The organism is Arthrobacter sp. P1_C12_2, assembly GCF_056406415.1.
Genome location: NZ_JBFUAF010000020.1, coordinates 80366 through 95056, shown reverse-complemented (window position 1 = coordinate 95056; position 14691 = coordinate 80366). Strand labels below are relative to the sequence as shown.

General features: G+C 67.1%; 14 protein-coding genes. 3 read left to right on the top strand and 11 right to left on the bottom strand.

Annotated features, from left to right (window positions below; all coding sequences use genetic code 11):
• Positions 1–44: 44 nt before the first annotated feature.
• From AC1DZQ_RS18565 to AC1DZQ_RS18535, 7 genes are all read right to left on the bottom strand, one after another.
• Positions 45–530 (bottom strand): MarR family winged helix-turn-helix transcriptional regulator, encoded by a 486-nt coding sequence (locus tag AC1DZQ_RS18565; RefSeq protein WP_476964876.1) that lies wholly within the window; start codon positions 528–530, stop codon positions 45–47.
• 93 nt (positions 531–623) lie between these two features.
• Positions 624–2288, bottom strand: a complete 1665-nt coding sequence (locus tag AC1DZQ_RS18560; protein WP_476964875.1) for a thiamine pyrophosphate-binding protein — start codon at positions 2286–2288, stop codon at positions 624–626.
• Positions 2285–3364, bottom strand: coding sequence for an agmatinase (gene speB, locus AC1DZQ_RS18555; RefSeq protein ID WP_476964874.1), 1080 nt, complete (start codon positions 3362–3364; stop codon positions 2285–2287). The genes AC1DZQ_RS18560 and speB overlap by 4 nt, the downstream gene beginning before the upstream one ends.
• A 92-nt stretch (positions 3365–3456) precedes the next feature.
• Positions 3457–3798 (bottom strand): P-II family nitrogen regulator, encoded by a 342-nt coding sequence (locus AC1DZQ_RS18550; RefSeq protein ID WP_476964873.1) that lies wholly within the window; start codon positions 3796–3798, stop codon positions 3457–3459.
• On the bottom strand, positions 3795–5240 hold the full coding sequence (locus tag AC1DZQ_RS18545; protein WP_476964872.1) for an ammonium transporter: 1446 nt from the start codon (positions 5238–5240) through the stop codon (positions 3795–3797). Before AC1DZQ_RS18545 ends, AC1DZQ_RS18550 begins: the two co-directional genes overlap by 4 nt.
• A gap of 239 nt (positions 5241–5479) precedes the next feature.
• Positions 5480–6244: a hypothetical protein gene (locus AC1DZQ_RS18540; RefSeq protein ID WP_476964871.1), complete on the bottom strand. Its 765-nt coding sequence runs from the start codon at positions 6242–6244 to the stop codon at positions 5480–5482.
• Positions 6245–6369: 125 nt separating this feature from the next.
• Positions 6370–6945 (bottom strand): helix-turn-helix domain-containing protein, encoded by a 576-nt coding sequence (locus AC1DZQ_RS18535; protein ID WP_028275626.1) that lies wholly within the window; start codon positions 6943–6945, stop codon positions 6370–6372.
• 280 nt (positions 6946–7225) lie between these two features.
• Between AC1DZQ_RS18535 and AC1DZQ_RS18530 the strand changes: the two genes are divergently transcribed.
• Complete coding sequence (locus AC1DZQ_RS18530) at positions 7226–8749, top strand: sodium:solute symporter family protein (protein ID WP_476964870.1); 1524 nt, start codon at positions 7226–7228, stop codon at positions 8747–8749.
• Positions 8750–8845: 96 nt separating this feature from the next.
• Here AC1DZQ_RS18530 and AC1DZQ_RS18525 read toward each other — a convergent pair whose 3' ends face one another.
• Entirely contained in the window at positions 8846–9082 is a 237-nt protein-coding gene (locus AC1DZQ_RS18525) for a hypothetical protein (protein WP_476964869.1), read from the bottom strand.
• 261 nt (positions 9083–9343) lie between these two features.
• On the opposite strand from AC1DZQ_RS18525, the gene AC1DZQ_RS18520 reads away from it, so the two are divergent.
• Both AC1DZQ_RS18520 and AC1DZQ_RS18515 read left to right on the top strand, forming a co-directional pair.
• The gene (locus AC1DZQ_RS18520; RefSeq protein WP_476964868.1) at positions 9344–10552 is read left to right on the top strand and encodes a VIT1/CCC1 transporter family protein; all 1209 of its coding nucleotides are present in this window, start codon (positions 9344–9346) and stop codon (positions 10550–10552) included.
• Positions 10552–11499 (top strand): matrixin family metalloprotease, encoded by a 948-nt coding sequence (locus tag AC1DZQ_RS18515; protein WP_476964867.1) that lies wholly within the window; start codon positions 10552–10554, stop codon positions 11497–11499. The genes AC1DZQ_RS18520 and AC1DZQ_RS18515 overlap by 1 nt, the downstream gene beginning before the upstream one ends.
• 98 nt (positions 11500–11597) lie before the next feature.
• Here AC1DZQ_RS18515 and AC1DZQ_RS18510 read toward each other — a convergent pair whose 3' ends face one another.
• From AC1DZQ_RS18510 to AC1DZQ_RS18500, 3 genes are all read right to left on the bottom strand, one after another.
• Positions 11598–12374, bottom strand: a complete 777-nt coding sequence (locus AC1DZQ_RS18510) for an SDR family NAD(P)-dependent oxidoreductase (protein ID WP_476964866.1) — start codon at positions 12372–12374, stop codon at positions 11598–11600.
• 29 nt (positions 12375–12403) lie between these two features.
• Positions 12404–13780, bottom strand: coding sequence for an MFS transporter (locus AC1DZQ_RS18505; protein WP_476964865.1), 1377 nt, complete (start codon positions 13778–13780; stop codon positions 12404–12406).
• A gap of 193 nt (positions 13781–13973) precedes the next feature.
• Positions 13974–14681, bottom strand: a complete 708-nt coding sequence (locus tag AC1DZQ_RS18500; RefSeq protein WP_476964864.1) for a FadR/GntR family transcriptional regulator — start codon at positions 14679–14681, stop codon at positions 13974–13976.
• Positions 14682–14691: the final 10 nt, after the last annotated feature.

The window sequence follows — 14691 nt, the reverse complement described above, 5'->3', positions numbered from 1 at the left end:
GCGCAGTGTCCGGTCCTGTGGCGGCAGCGTGGCTAGCCATATATTTACTCCTCAACAATTTCGGTCGTATTCGTGGGTCCGGCCGTCGTTGCCCGGGCTGAGGTCCTGAGGGACTCAGCAAGTTTTTCGAGGGTGCGCGCCGTCAGTTCGACGTCGTCCTGGCTCCAGTCCTGCAGCAGGCCTTGGAGCGTGGCCGTGCGCTGGTCTTCGATGAGGCGCAGTTTCTCCGCGCCGGAGGCGGACAGGGCGATCAGCTGCGCGCGGCCGTCCTCCGGGTCCGGCCGACGGACCACATAGCCGTGGTCTTCGAGCTCGGCGATGTGCCGGCTCAGGACCGGAGCGCTGACGCCGAGCCGCTCCGCAAGGTACGTGGCCCGGGATTCGCCCTCCCCCACAAAGCGAAGAACGCCCTGCAGCGCCACTCCGGTGTCCTGCCCGCGCAGGCTGGCGGCGGCGACGCAGCGCACGGCGCGCTGGAGGTCGAAGATCTGGTAGACGAGCCTGGCTGCAGCGTTGGATTCGACTGACATGGCGGATGGTCTGCCCCTCGTGGTGAGGGGCAGACCCGGCCGGTCCGCGCTGTGCGGTGTTTAGTGCGGTGCTGCTGCGGTGTTCGGGCCCGGCTACGTGGCCAGGTGGGTGGGGCCGAACATCTGGAGCAGGGTTTCGACGACGACGACGTTGGGGCCGTCCGCGGCGAAGCCCGCCTTCAGGGCGTCCCCCACATCTCCGGGGGCTACCCGTACGGCCGGGACGCCGAAGGACTCTGCCAGCTTGACGAAGTCGGGCCGGGCGAGCTCGGTGGCCGTGGCCTTGCCGAAGGCGCCCACCATGTATTCGCGCAGGATGCCGTAGCCGCCGTCGTCCACAATCAGCCAGGTGACCGGGACGTTGTGCTGCTTGGCGGTGGCGAGCTCGGAGATGGAGTACATCGCCGAGCCGTCGCCGGAGACGGCCAGCACCCGGGCCGAACCGGCGGAAGTGCCGGTGGTTTCGAGCCCGACGGCGCCGCCGATCGCCGCGGGGAAGCCGAAGCCCAGCCCGCCGGCGCCCTGCGCGGAGTGGAACTGGCCATCGCGGGCATCCCAGCAGCTCCAGCCCCAGTAGGCCGAGATGGTCATGTCCCAGAACGTCTGCATGCCCGCGGGAACGGCCTCGCGGATGTCGGCCATGAACTTCAGTTCCTTGCCGAGGTCCTGCGACTCGAGCCGGGCCCTGACCTTGGCCAGGGTGTCCTTGACGAGCGTCTCGGGAGCCGTGCCGTGCCAGTCGGCGCGTTCCCCGTGCGGCTCGGTCAGGGCGGCGTCGAGCGCGGCGAGGGCCTGGCCGGCGTCCGCCCGGATGCCCAGGCCCGGACGGTTGGATTCCAGAACGCGGGGCTCGGCGTCGATCTGGATGATCCGGCCGCGCGGTTCAAAGGTGAAGTAGTTGGACGTGACCTCGCCCAGGGAGGAGCCGATGACGATCAGCACGTCGGCGTCCTCGAGCACCTCCGTCATGTACTGGTCCTCGATCCAGGACTGCAGCGAGAGCTCATGGTTCCACGGGAACGCGCCGTTGCCGCCCGGCGTGCAGATCACCGGCGCCCGCAGCTTCTCCGCAATCGAGAGCAGCGACTTTTCGGCCCGGCCACGGCGGGTGCCGCCGCCGGCGATGATGGCGGGACGCTCCGCCGTCGAGAGCCATTTCACGGCTTCGCGGATCAGCTCCACCCGGGGCGGGTTGTCCGCAGCTTCTGCGAGGGCGTCCTCCACGGGAGGCACCATGATGGGGTCCAGCAGGACGTTCTGCGGGACTTCCAGCCACACGGGGCCCTGCGGCGAGGAGATCGCCTCGGTCCACGCATCCTGGATGGCCGAGGGAATGCCGGAAGCGTGCTGGATCAGCCGCTGGGACTTGGTGACGTTCGCGGCCGAGGCCTTCTGGTCATCGAGCTGGTGCAGCATGCCCTTGCGCCGGGCGCCGAGACCCTCGAGCGGGATCTGGCTCGCCACGACCACCATGGGAACGCCGGTGGCATAGGCCTCCTGCAGCCCGGCCAGGGACGTCAGCGCACCCGGGCCGGTGGACAGGAACAGCACGCCGACCTCGCCGGTGGCACGGGAATACCCGTCCGCGGCGAACGCCGAGTTGTTCTCGACCCGGGAGGAGACAAAGTGCAGGTTCCCGCGGCCCATCGCATCGAACAGGCCCAGGGCGTGCTGGCCCGGGATGCCGAAGACCGTCTTGGCGCCGAGCGCCTCAAGAGTCTCGACGACGAGGTCCCCGCCGTTGCGCACGCCAGTCATCGCGACGCCACCGGCGAAGCCACAGAGGAGCCGAAGCCGGCGGGGCGGCGGGATTCCTGGCCAAGGGCCTGGGCCGCGTAGCCGTTCGGGGCACCGAAGCGGTCCCCTTCGACGGCGCGGTCCGCCATCAGGGTCACGAGTTCGTAGGCGACGTGGCTTGCCGCCACGCCGGTGATCTCGGCGTGGTCGTACGCCGGGGCAACCTCGACGATGTCGGCACCGACCAGGTTCATGCCGCGGAAACCGCGGATGATTTCCAGCAGCTCGCGGCTCGTGATGCCGCCGGCTTCCGGCGTGCCGGTGCCCGGCGCGTGCGCGGGGTCGAGGACGTCGATGTCCACCGAAATGTAGAGCGGGCGGTTCCCGATCCGGTCCCGGACCTTGGCCACCGTCTCCAGGACGCCCTGGTAGTAAACGTCGGCGGAGGTGACGATGCCGAAGCCGAAGCGGTGGTCGTCGTCGAGGTCCTTCTTGCCGTAAAGCGGACCGCGGGTGCCGATGTGGCTGATGGCCTCGGTGTCCAGGATGCCTTCCTCGACGGCGCGGCGGAAGGGAGTGCCGTGGGTGTACTCGGCGCCGAAGTAGGTGTCCCAGGTGTCCAGGTGCGCGTCGAAGTGCAGCATGGCAACGGGCCCGCCGGCGCGCTCGGCGGCGGCGCGCAGCAGCGGCAGGGCGATGGTGTGGTCGCCGCCGAGGGTCACCAGCTTGCTGCCGGCCGCCGTCAGGTCAAGGGCGTTCTGCTGGATGGTTTCGATGGCCTCGTTGATGTTGAACGGGTTGACGGCCATGTCGCCGGCGTCGGCAACCTGGATGTTCTCGAAGGGGCTGACGTCCCACGCCGGGTTGTACGGCCGCAGCAGGCGGCTGGCCTCGCGGATGTGGTTGGCTCCGAAGCGGGCGCCGGGGCGGTAGGAGACGCCGGTGTCGAACGGCACGCCGACCACCGTGACGTCTGCTTTGGCCACCTGGTCCAGGCGCGGCAGACGGGCATAAGTGGCAGCCCCGGCGTAGCGTGGGACGCGGGATGAATCGATGGGGCCAAGGTTGCCATTGGCCTCGATGCGCAGCTCTTCCAAAAGAAGCCTCTCCTTCGAGGATTGACCGACGGTTGTGATAGCCATCATACACTCGAAGTTTCGTATTGCGCATCAATTGTTTACCAATTACCTCACGCGATGGCCGAAGCGCCCCGTTCCCCGGTCCGGACGCGGACGGCGTCGCGCACCTCAATGATCCAGATTTTGCCGTCGCCGAACCGGCCCGTGCGCCCGCCCTCTTCAATGGCCGCCATGACGGCGCCGAGGGCGTCCTCGTCTACCAGGACTTCCAGCCTCACTTTGGGCAGCAGGTCGGAGTTGTACTCGGCACCCCGGTACACCTCGGTGTGGCCCCGCTGCCGGCCATAGCCGCTGGCTTGGCTCACGGTCAGGCCGTTGACTCCGGCCCGCTCCAAAGCCGCACTGACGGCCGAAACCCGCTCCGGCCGCACAATGGCCGTGACGAGCTTCATGACGGCACCCTGCCGCGGGCGGCCTCACCTTCGGCCTCGGCCTGGGCCTCACCTTCGGCGTTGGCCTGGGCTTCGGGCTGGGCGGCGGCGTGAGCGTGGGCAGCCTCAGTGCGGGCATGCGGGTCGCCGGGGTGGAAGCTGCCGCCGACCATGAGGAGTTCGTACGCTGTTTCGGCGTGCTCCGTCACGTCGATGCCGGAGAGTTCGTCGGCCTCGGAAACGCGCATGCCGATGCTCTTGTGGATCGCGAAGCCAATCAATGTGGTCATGGCGGCGCTCCACGCTGTAACAATCAGGGCGGTGAGGATCTGTGGCCAGAACTGTGACAGGCCGCCGCCGTAGAAGAGGCCGCCGGCGGTCTTGGCGGACGGAAGAGCGAAGAATCCGAGGGCCAGGGTCCCCCACAGGCCGCCCACGAAGTGCACGGCCACGACGTCCAAGGAGTCGTCGAGTCCGATCTTGAACTTCAGCCCGACGGCGAGCGCGCAGACGACCCCCGCGATCACGCCGATCAGGATGGCCCCGATGGGGTCGATGTATCCGCAGGCCGGGGTGACGGCCACGAGTCCCGCGACGGCACCCGAGGCGGCGCCGAGCGAGGTGGCATGCCCGTCGCGCAGCCGCTCCACAAACAGCCAGCCCAGCAGGGCGGCGCTGGTGGCAAGCAGGGTGTTGGTCCAGGCCAGGGCGGCCGTGGCGTCGGCGGCGAGTTCCGAGCCGGCGTTGAAGCCGAACCAGCCGAACCAGAGCAACCCGGCGCCGAGCATGACGAACGGCAGGTTGTGCGGGCGGATGTTGGGGTCTTTCATGAAGCCGAGCCGCTTGCCCAGGACCACCGCCAGCATGAGTCCGGCTATGCCGGCGTTCATGTGGACCACCGTGCCGCCGGCGAAGTCGAGGGCGGAGATCTTGCTGCCGATGATGCCGGTGGGTCCGAAGATGCCGCCGCCCCAGACCCAGTGCGCGATCGGAGCATAGACGAGTGTGACCCAGAGGGCAGCAAAGAGGAGCCAGGGTCCGAACCTGACGCGTTCCGCCACGGCCCCGCTGATAAGCGCGACGGTGATGATGGCGAAGGTGGCCTGGAAGCCGACGAATATCATGTCCGGCAGGCCTGGCGCCTTGGTGCCGATGCTGGTGGTCAGACCGCTCAGGCCGAAATTAGTGAAGGGATCTCCAACGAAGCCGCCCAGCGCATCCGGGCCGAAAGCCAGACCGTAGCCCCACAGGGCCCAGACGACGGCCACCACGCCCATGGCGCCGAAGCTCATCATCATGATGTTGAGGACGGACTTCATTCTGACGAGCCCGCCGTAGAAGAACGCAAGCCCGGGGGTCATCAGGAGGACCAGAGCGGACGCCGTGAGCATCCACGCGGTCGATCCGGGGTCAAGGACCTGCGGATCTGTTGCCATTCCTACTGCAAGCACAGAGAACTTCATAGCGGGAGCCTTCCTCGAGTGCCGGCGCTCCGAGGGCGCCGATGCGGCGAGCCATGTGTCGTTTGGGACTGGTGCACGTCCCCCCGCAGTTGACGCTACTCAGGGTGTGTTTCGGGAAGGCTTTCCGATTCTTGCGGGCACGTTACGCGAGGGCTCCGGGCATTAAATTGCCGTTTCCGGCAGATTGCCGGAATGTGACGTAAATCTCACCGGGATCCCTCTCGCCAAGGACCGGGAGGTCAGCTGTACTTGAGGGTCAGCAGCAGGTGCTTGAGCTTTCCGTACTGCTCCGTGGTCATCCAGGCTTTGGCGGCGTCGACGGAGGCAAACGCCGGGCTGCCGAAGAGCACCTTGGCTTCAGCCCCGCCGTTGGCGAAGCTGACGTAGGCGGAGCCGGAGTCAGAGACCGTGGGCGCGAAGTCGCGTTCCTTGCGGACGCTCATGTGGAAATCGGACTGATCGGCGAAGGAATCAAACGCGAAGCCGAAGGCCAGCTGTGCGCCGTCCACATCTTTCAGCCCCGGCACCGGAGCGGTGTCCAGCACGGTACGGGCCACCGGGCCGGAAGCGTTGCTGGCGCTGGTGCTGCTGACGATGGAAGCCAGTTCGTTGCCGGTGGCGTCGGCGACGACCGCCTGCATACCCCGCAGCTTGGTGGCGTCCTCGGGTGAGCCGACCACCCGGATGGACCAGTCGCTCGGGTAGGAGAAGGACAGGTGCCCGTCCGGGAAAGTGAACGTTTTCACGCCGGCCACCGCACTGGCCGTCGGCGTGGCCGGGGCGGGGGTGCCGGAGGCACTGGAGGTGGGCGTGGCCGGCGCGGCGGAGGACACGGCCGAGGCGGCCGGGCCGGATTCCTGCTGCGCCGGGGCCGCTGTTTCGCTGGCGGGGCTGCCTCCCGTTTCGCCGGCGCGCTGGCCCGCGGCGGCGCAGGAGCTGAGGCCAAGGGCAGCCGCGAGCGCGGCGGCCAGTGCCAGGGACAGAAAGACGTTGTTGCGGTTCATGGAATCCCCCAAGTTGAGATTTGCGTGAGCGGCTTCCGCTCGTCCTGTGTATTTCCGGATTGCGCGCAGTGGTGGTTTATCCGGTAGTTGCGGTTCCGGTGGTGGTTACTGTTGCAGTGTCGCCCTCAGCGGCTGGCGGCAGGCACCAGCACCCACAGCACCTCGACGGCGTCGTCCGTGGGATTGACCCAGGTGTGGGGTTCCCGGCCGGGGAACGTCACAGTGTCCCCGGCGCTGAGCTCGAATTCCTCATTGGTGAGGATCAGGCGGATGCTTCCCTTGACCACATGCAGGACATCGACATCGCAGTCCACGGCATAGAGTTCGGACTCGCCGCGCCCGCGCGGCTCGATCACTGCCTGGATGATCTGGACCCGGCGCTCCGAGCGTGCGGTCAGCAGCCGCTCGACGATCCCCTCGCCGCCGAGCGAGATTCGGGGGCCCTCATTCTGCTTCGTGAGGTGCGTTTCGGGGGCGGCAAAGAGGTCGCCGATCGAGATGGACAGGACCTGGCACAGCGTCACCAGGGAGGCAACGGAGGGCGAGGTGAGGTCCCGCTCGACGCGGCTGAGGAATCCCTTGGTGAGCCCGGTGGCGTCTGCGACCTGCTCAATGGTGAGCCGCTGGGACTGCCTGGCGGCGCGGATCCGCGAACCGATGGCAACGGGAACATTGCTCGGTTCAACTGGTAGAGCCTTCATTTAGGAACCTTTCACGGCCGGCCGCTCGGCCCCATCATTGGAGCAATCCTAGCGGGAGCGGGCCTTCGTGACGCGGAAGCGGCGGCGGGACGCACTGCGCCTTGACTGTTACCGGGGTCACAACATACTCTTTTGGGCAACATGTGTTGCCTATAAGGCAAAACTGGAGGTTCCGACGGACATCCTCCTCCAACCACTACACGCAGCAGCAGCCTTGCCGAACACACTGTTGAGGCCGGCAAGCCCGCATCCGCTGCCAATCAGCTCCAAGGAGCCCATAATGGAAGCAAATTTCGTCAACATCGCCATTGTGGTGGTGTATCTGGCCGCCATGTTGGCGTTCGGTTGGTGGGGCAAGTCCCGCACCAAGAACAATAGCGACTTCCTGGTCGCCGGCCGCCGTCTCGGGCCGTTCCTCTACACCGGCACCATGGCCGCCGTCGTGCTCGGCGGCGCCTCCACCGTCGGCGGCGTCGGCCTCGGCTACAAGTTCGGCATCTCCGGCATGTGGCTCGTGGTCGCGATCGGCGCCGGCGTGCTGCTGCTGAGCCTGCTCTTCGCCCCCACTATTCAGAAGCTGAAGATCTACACGGTCTCGCAGATGCTGACCCTGCGCTACGGCAGCAAGTCCACGCAGACCTCCGGCATCGTCATGCTTGCCTACACGCTGATGTTGTGCGCCACCTCCACCAGCGCCTACGCCACCATCTTCGTGGTGCTTTTCGGCTGGGACCGCGCCCTCGCCATCGCCGTCGGCGGTTCGATCGTGCTGGTCTACTCGACCATCGGCGGCATGTGGTCCATCACCCTGGCCGACCAGGTCCAGTTCGTCATCAAGACCGTCGGCATCTTCGTGCTGATGCTGCCGTTCACGCTCAACGCCGCCGGCGGCCTCGACGGGATCCGCGCCCGTGTGGACGCCAGCTTCTTCCAGATTGACGGCATCGGGGTCCAGACCATCATCACCTACTTCGTGGTCTATACCCTGGGCCTGCTGATCGGGCAGGACATCTGGCAGCGCGTCTTCACCGCCAAGACCCCAACTGTTGCCCGCTGGGGCGGCGCCACCGCCGGTGTCTACTGCATCCTCTACGGCGCTGCCGGCGCCCTGATCGGCCTCGGCGCCCGCGTCGCGCTGCCGAACATCGACGTCAAGGCCCTGGGCAAGGACGTTGTCTACGCCGAGGTCGCCACCAACCTGCTGCCCATCGGCATCGGTGGCCTCGTGCTCGCCGCCGCCGTCGCCGCCATGATGTCCACCGCCTCCGGTGCCTTGATCGCCGCCGCCACGGTGGCCCGCGCCGATGTGGTCCCGTTCGTCGCCAGCTGGTTCGGCAAGACGATCAACACCGATGACACTGACAATCCCGAGCACGACGTCAAGGCCAACCGCATGTGGGTCCTGGGCCTTGGCCTCGTGGCGATCGTCATCGCCATCATCACCAAGGACGTCGTCGCCGCCCTGACCATTGCCTACGACATCCTTGTCGGCGGCCTGCTCGTGGCCATCCTCGGCGGCCTGGTGTGGAAGCGCGGCACCGGCGTGGCCGCCGCGGCTTCCATGGCGGTCGGCACCGTCATCACGCTCGGCACCATGATCGTCCTGGAAATCAACGCCGAGGTACCGCTGGACGGCATTTACGCCAACGAGCCGATCTACTACGGCCTCGCGGCCTCCGCGGTCGTCTACATCGTCGTGTCCCTGCTGACCAAGCCGACGGATTCCGCCGTCTGGAAGAACTGGCAGCGGCGGGTTGCCGGCGAGGCATCCGAGGGCGAACACATTTCGGTTCCGTCGCACTAGGTCCTGCTGGTTTAGTTTCCGCGGATTAAGTCCGACGGCGGTGCCTCCCCTTCGCAGGGGGAGGCACCGCCGTCGGACTTTAAGGCCTTTGGCGAATCACTCATTCTCTTCAGGCTCAAGGAATTCTTCCCCTTCCAGGGGCACCACCGGCTTCTCGTCGCCCAGGAAGTCCTCCGCGTCCAGGGGCACGAGCCGATCTGCCTCTTCGAGAAGCTCCTCGTCCTCGGTCTCCGCAACGTCGCTGACGGGCGCGTCCTCGGCGTAGTCGTAGGCGGGATCGGACTCGAGTGACTCCCGGGCCGGCTGGATGGGATGTGATGCGGTGCTATCCATGGTGCAACCTCCGTGCGGCTTCGGTGGCGGCAAGGCCCCGGGGACCCCGCCCTGGGTTTCATTCGAACACCGCGGACACGGGCGGTCAAGGGCTCAGGATTGCTGCCGGAAAGCGGCTGCGGGCGGCCCCGCCGCGGCAGGACAGTTACGGCCTCCCTAAACCTTCCGCTGAGGATGGCCAGCCTGAAAAGCGCGGAATTACGGGGTACTCTGGAGTCGCAATGGGGCCGGACCATGCCCGACCAAACCCAGGAGTTTCTCGTGTCTCAGCACACCGAATCGGACCGCAACGATTCTTCGCAGCACCACCCGACACAGGCCTCCGCCGCCCCCGGCGCAACCACACCCAGCACCGCACCCAGTTCAGATTCGAGCACCGCACCCAGTGCAGATCCGAGCCCGGCGGACATCAAGCGCTGGCGCCAGTATCTCGCCGATGAGCGCGCCGAGGCGGCCGTCTACCGTGACCTGGCGCAGAACCGCGCCGGCGAGGAGCGCGCCATCCTGCTGGCGCTGGCCGAGGCCGAGGGGCGCCATGAGGCGCACTGGCTCCAGTTGCTGGGCGATCACGCCGGCAAGGACCGGCATGCCTCACTGCGGAGCCGGCTCCTGGGCTTCCTGGCCCGGCATTTCGGCTCGGTCTTCGTCCTGGCCCTGGCCCAGCGGGCAGAGAGCCGCTCCCCCTACGCCACCGAATCGTTTGCCACCCCGGCCATGGTCGCCGACGAGCAGATCCATGAAGAAGTGGTCCGTGGACTGGCCACCCGGGGCCGCAACCGGCTGGCCGGAACGTTCCGTGCCGCCGTCTTCGGCGCCAACGACGGGCTGGTCAGCAACCTGTCACTCGTCATGGGCATGGCGGCCTCGGGCGTGGGAAGCCAGGTGGTACTCCTCAGCGGCGTCGCCGGGCTGCTGGCCGGTGCCCTGTCCATGGGGGCCGGCGAATTCATTTCCGTGCGGTCGCAGCGCGAGCTCCTCGCCGCCACCCGTCCCACCCAGATCACGTTGGCGGCGGCGCCGCTGCTGGATATCGAGCACAACGAACTCCTGCTCGTCTACCTGGCCCGCGGCATGTCCCGCGAGGCAGCCGAGCACCGCGTCGCAGAGCGGATGGGCCTGCTGGACTGCGACTGCGATCCGAGCCTGTCCCTGCGCCCGGAACTGCCCGAAAGCGAGGACCAGCACGAGGCTGTCGGCACCGCCTGGGGCGCGGCGGCGTCGAGCTTCTGTTTCTTCGCCTCCGGCGCGATCGTGCCCATCATTCCGTTCCTGTTGGGCATGACGGGACTCGCCGCGCTGGTGGTTTCCGCGTCCCTCGTCGGCTTGGCACTGCTGCTCACCGGCGGCGTCGTGGGCCTGCTCTCGGGCACGTCGCCCGCCACCCGCGGCCTGCGCCAGCTGGGCATCGGCATGGGGGCCGCCGGCGTGACCTACCTGCTCGGCATGGCCTTTGGCGCCGTGGTTGGCTAGTGGACGGCCCCGTTTTTCGGGACCGCGGGCCGCGGCACAGCCGGTCCGCCACCGCGTTGCGGATTGTCAGGAACCTGGCCGCCGCTGCGGTGATCGCCGGCGCGGCCTTCCTCACCGCCGGACTCGTCTACGGCGATCCCCGGTTCACGGGCCTCTTCGAGGTCACCCGCGGAACAGGGCACAACGCAGAGAACAACGCAGGCAGTGACCTGCAGGCGCAGCCGCGTGCCGGCGGGGAGTCCGGCCAGCCTGCCGTGCCGGCCGGAGGAGACCGGACGGACACTCCCCCGCCCGGGCTCGAGGAGCAGGACCAGCCCCTCGGCGCGCCCCGGAAACCGGAGGCCGCCAGCACCTCGTACAAGTTCCTCGCAACGAACGACGACGGCGCTCCGGTGGGTTACTCGCCGTGCCGTCCGCTGCACTATGTCGTCAATGCCGCCCTGGCTCCGCAGGGTGCCGAGCGGCTCGTGGAGGACTCGATCCGGACGATCTCGGAGGCCACCGGGATCACGTTCATCAATGACGGCCCCACGTCCGAGGCCCCTTCGCCCACCCGTGCGCCCTACCAGAAGGATCTTTACGGGGACCGGTGGGCGCCGCTGCTGATTGCCTGGACCACGCCGGAACAGGCACCGCAGCTCAAAGGCCCGGTGATCGGCACCGGCGGGAGCACCCACTTCAGTTTCGGCGACGGTCCCAAGAGCTTCGTCACCGGCAGCCTGGAACTGGATGCCCCGCAAATCGCGGAAGACCTGGACCGGGCCGAGGGCGCGGCCTATGCCACGGCCGTGATCCTGCACGAGCTCGGCCATGTGATGGGTCTGGAGCATGTCGATGACCCGGCCCAGCTGATGTATCCCGAGATCGGGGCCCCGGACGGGCTTGCCGATGGGGACCTCAACGGACTCTACGAACTCGGCCATGCCCAATGCCGCAAGGATCTCTGAGCGGCTAGCGCTTAAACCCCGTTGCGCTATCACTCTTGGCGGCCATTCCGGGATCTTAAGGCCTAAGAGTGATAGCGCAACGGGGTGGTGCGTTCAGGTTAGGAGACCTGGAGGCCGCCGTTGATGTCGTAGGTGGCCGCGGTGATGTAACCGGCGTCCGGGCCGAGCAGGAAGGCGATCAGGGCCGCCACTTCCTCGCGGCTGCCGACCCGCCCCATCATGATGCCCTCCGACATCTGTGCCTTTCGTTCCTCGCTCAGCGTGCCGCCCATGATGTCGGTGTCGATCGGGCCGGGGGCGATCGCGTTGACCGTGACCCCGAATTCGCCCACCTCGCGGGCCAGGGCGCGGGTGAATCCGATGATCCCGGCCTTGGACGCGCTGTAGGCGACCTTGGAGTACGTGCCGCCGCCACGCTGTGCCGAAATCGAGGAGATGCTCACGATCCGGCCGATCTTGCGCTCGATCATGCCCTTGAGCACCCGCTGGGAGACGATGAAGGATCCGCGCATGTTGATGGCGAACACCTTGTCCCATTCTTCGACCGTGGTTTCCATGAACGTCGTCGGGGAACTGATGCCGGCCAGGTTGGCCAGGGCCACGATCGGGGGCAGCGAGCCCTCGATCTCGGTGATGGCCCGGTCCACCGACGCGGCGTCGGAGACGTCCGCGCCGACGCCGATGGCCTTGACCGCACGGTTGGAACCGATCTCGGCGGCAGCGGCGCTGGCGTCCTCGGCATTGATGTCCAGGATTGCGATGGACCAGCCCTCGCTGGCCAGGCGGTCGGCGGCGGCGCGGCCGATGCCGCGTGCTGACGCGGCGCCGGTCAGGACCACAGTGCGCTCAGTGGGGAACGGGGTAATGGATGTCATGACGAAGGTTCCTTCAGGGGAGTTCGGGATCAGGGTACTTTGGTCGGGACGACGACGGCGGCAGCCGCTGCGACCGCGGGGTCAAGGGCGGCGTCGCCCTCGGGGCGCCTGCGGGCGTAGAGGTAGGTGGCCACGGCGGTAATGCACAGGCACAGGGACAGGAACAGCAGCCCGCTCTGGTTGCTGCCGGTCGCGTCCTTGAGGAGGCCGACGGCGTACGGGGAGACGAAGCCGCCGAGGTTTCCGAGGGAGTTCACCAGGGCCAGTCCGGAAGCGGCGGCCGCACCGGTCAGGGCTGCGGAGGGCATCGAGAGGAACGGGGCGATGGCCCCGTAGATCCCCATGGCCGAGACCGTCAGGCCGATCATCGCAAGGATCGGGTTGACCGGCAGCAGGTAGCCGGCGGCCACGAGTCCGACGGCCGCGAGGACCATGCTGACCGAGGCGTGCCAGGCACGCTTGCCGGTCCGGTCCGCGCGCTTGCTCCAGAAGTAGACGAATACTGCGGCCACGGCATAGGGGATGAAGACGATGAAGCCGACCTCGGCCGTGGAGAACTTGCCGAGGGCTGCGACGATGGTGGGCATCCACAGGCCCAGGCCGTAGATTCCGCACACCAGGCCGAAGTACAGGGCGGAGTAGACCAGGGTGCGCTTGTCCTTGAGCCCGGCCATGAAGTTGTGCTTGCCCGACTGGGACTTGGCAGCCAGTTCGGCGTCCATGGTGGCGGTGAGCCAGTTGCGCTCGTCGGTCTCGAGCCATTTGGCGTCCCGCGGGCGGTCCGTCATGAGGATGGGCGTCAGGAGGCCAAGGGCGATCGCCGGGATGCCTTCGATGATGTAGAGCCACTGCCAGCCCTGGAGGCCCATGACGCCGTCCATCTGCAGGAGGAGCCCGGATACCGGGGCACCGAGCGCGTTGGATACCGGCTGGGCAAGGATGAAGATGCCCAGCACGGTGACGCGCTGCGCGGCGGGGAACCACAGCGTCAGGTAGAACAGTATCGCCGGGAAGAACCCGGCCTCGGCGGCACCGAGCAGGAACCGGACGATGTAGTAGGTGCTTTCACCGTTCACCAGGCACATGGCGGTGGCGAAGATGCCCCACGTGATCAGGATGCGGGCCAGCCATTTCCGGGCCCCGAACTTGTACATGCCGAAGTTGCTGGGAATCTCCAGGAGGGCATATCCGAGGAAGAAGATGCCGGCGCCAAGGCCGTAGGCAGCGGCGTTCAGGCCGATGTCCTCACTCATGGTGAGTTTGGCGAATCCGACGTTGTTACGGTCCAGGTAGGCAACGAAGTAGAGCAGGACAATCAGGGGCATGACGCGGCGGCGGACCTTACGGAGCGTGCGGTCGCCCAGTTCGCCGAGTCCCGAGGACTTGGGGGCTAATGAAGTCATCATCGACCTTCTTACATGTTTCCTGCCCTGCGGCTGTGCCGGGTGAGGAAATCGGTGGATTGGGGTAGGTCATCCTGCCCGCCTGGAAGCGCGTGCTGCAGGATTCTTGTTGAGTCAGATGTCAGACATCTGATTCAGGAACTAGGCAAAATCTTAGAATGTGATTCGGATTACGTCAAGGGTCCGGAGGCGGACGTCAGGACGTGGCGCCCCGGACGTAGCGTTCGTAGTCAGCATTGGTCTGGTCCATGTGCTCATCCATCGCCTGCCGCGAGCGCTCGGCGTCGCCGCTCAGGATGCTGTCCATGACCCGCTGGTGGTAATCGATGGCGTGCTGCTGGATCACCTCGACGGCCGAGGTTTCGCGTCGGGTCACGTACAGCAGCTGGCCCAGCTGGCTGAACAGGGCACGGACGAACGGGTTGCCGGAGGCCCTCAGGACGGCGTCATGGAAGCCAATGTCCGCTTCGACGAAGCGGTCCAGATCGCCTGACTCGTGGGAGCGCTTCATGTCTTCGATGCACTCGCGCATCCGCTCGGCGTGCTCCGGGGTGTAGCGTTTGGCGGCGAGCGCGGCCGCCCCGGTCTCCACCATGCGGCGCATCTCAATTAGTCCCACCGAGACCTGGTCGGCCGCATTGCCGTGCGAGGCCGCCTTGAAGATCGCGTCCAGGCCGGTCCAGTTGTCCGTGGGATTGACGAAGGTTCCCCTGCCGGCCTTCACGTAGAGGATGTTTTGTGCGCGGAGCGCCTTGAGGGCCTCACGCACGGTGAGCCGGCTGACGTCGTAGGCCTTGGCGATGTCGGCCTCGGGCGGGATCGGGTTGTGGGGCTGGAGCTTTCCGTCAAGGATTTCGGTCAGCAGGCCGTCGACGAGATCGTCGACCAGTGTCCTGCGGCCCATCCCAGTTCCC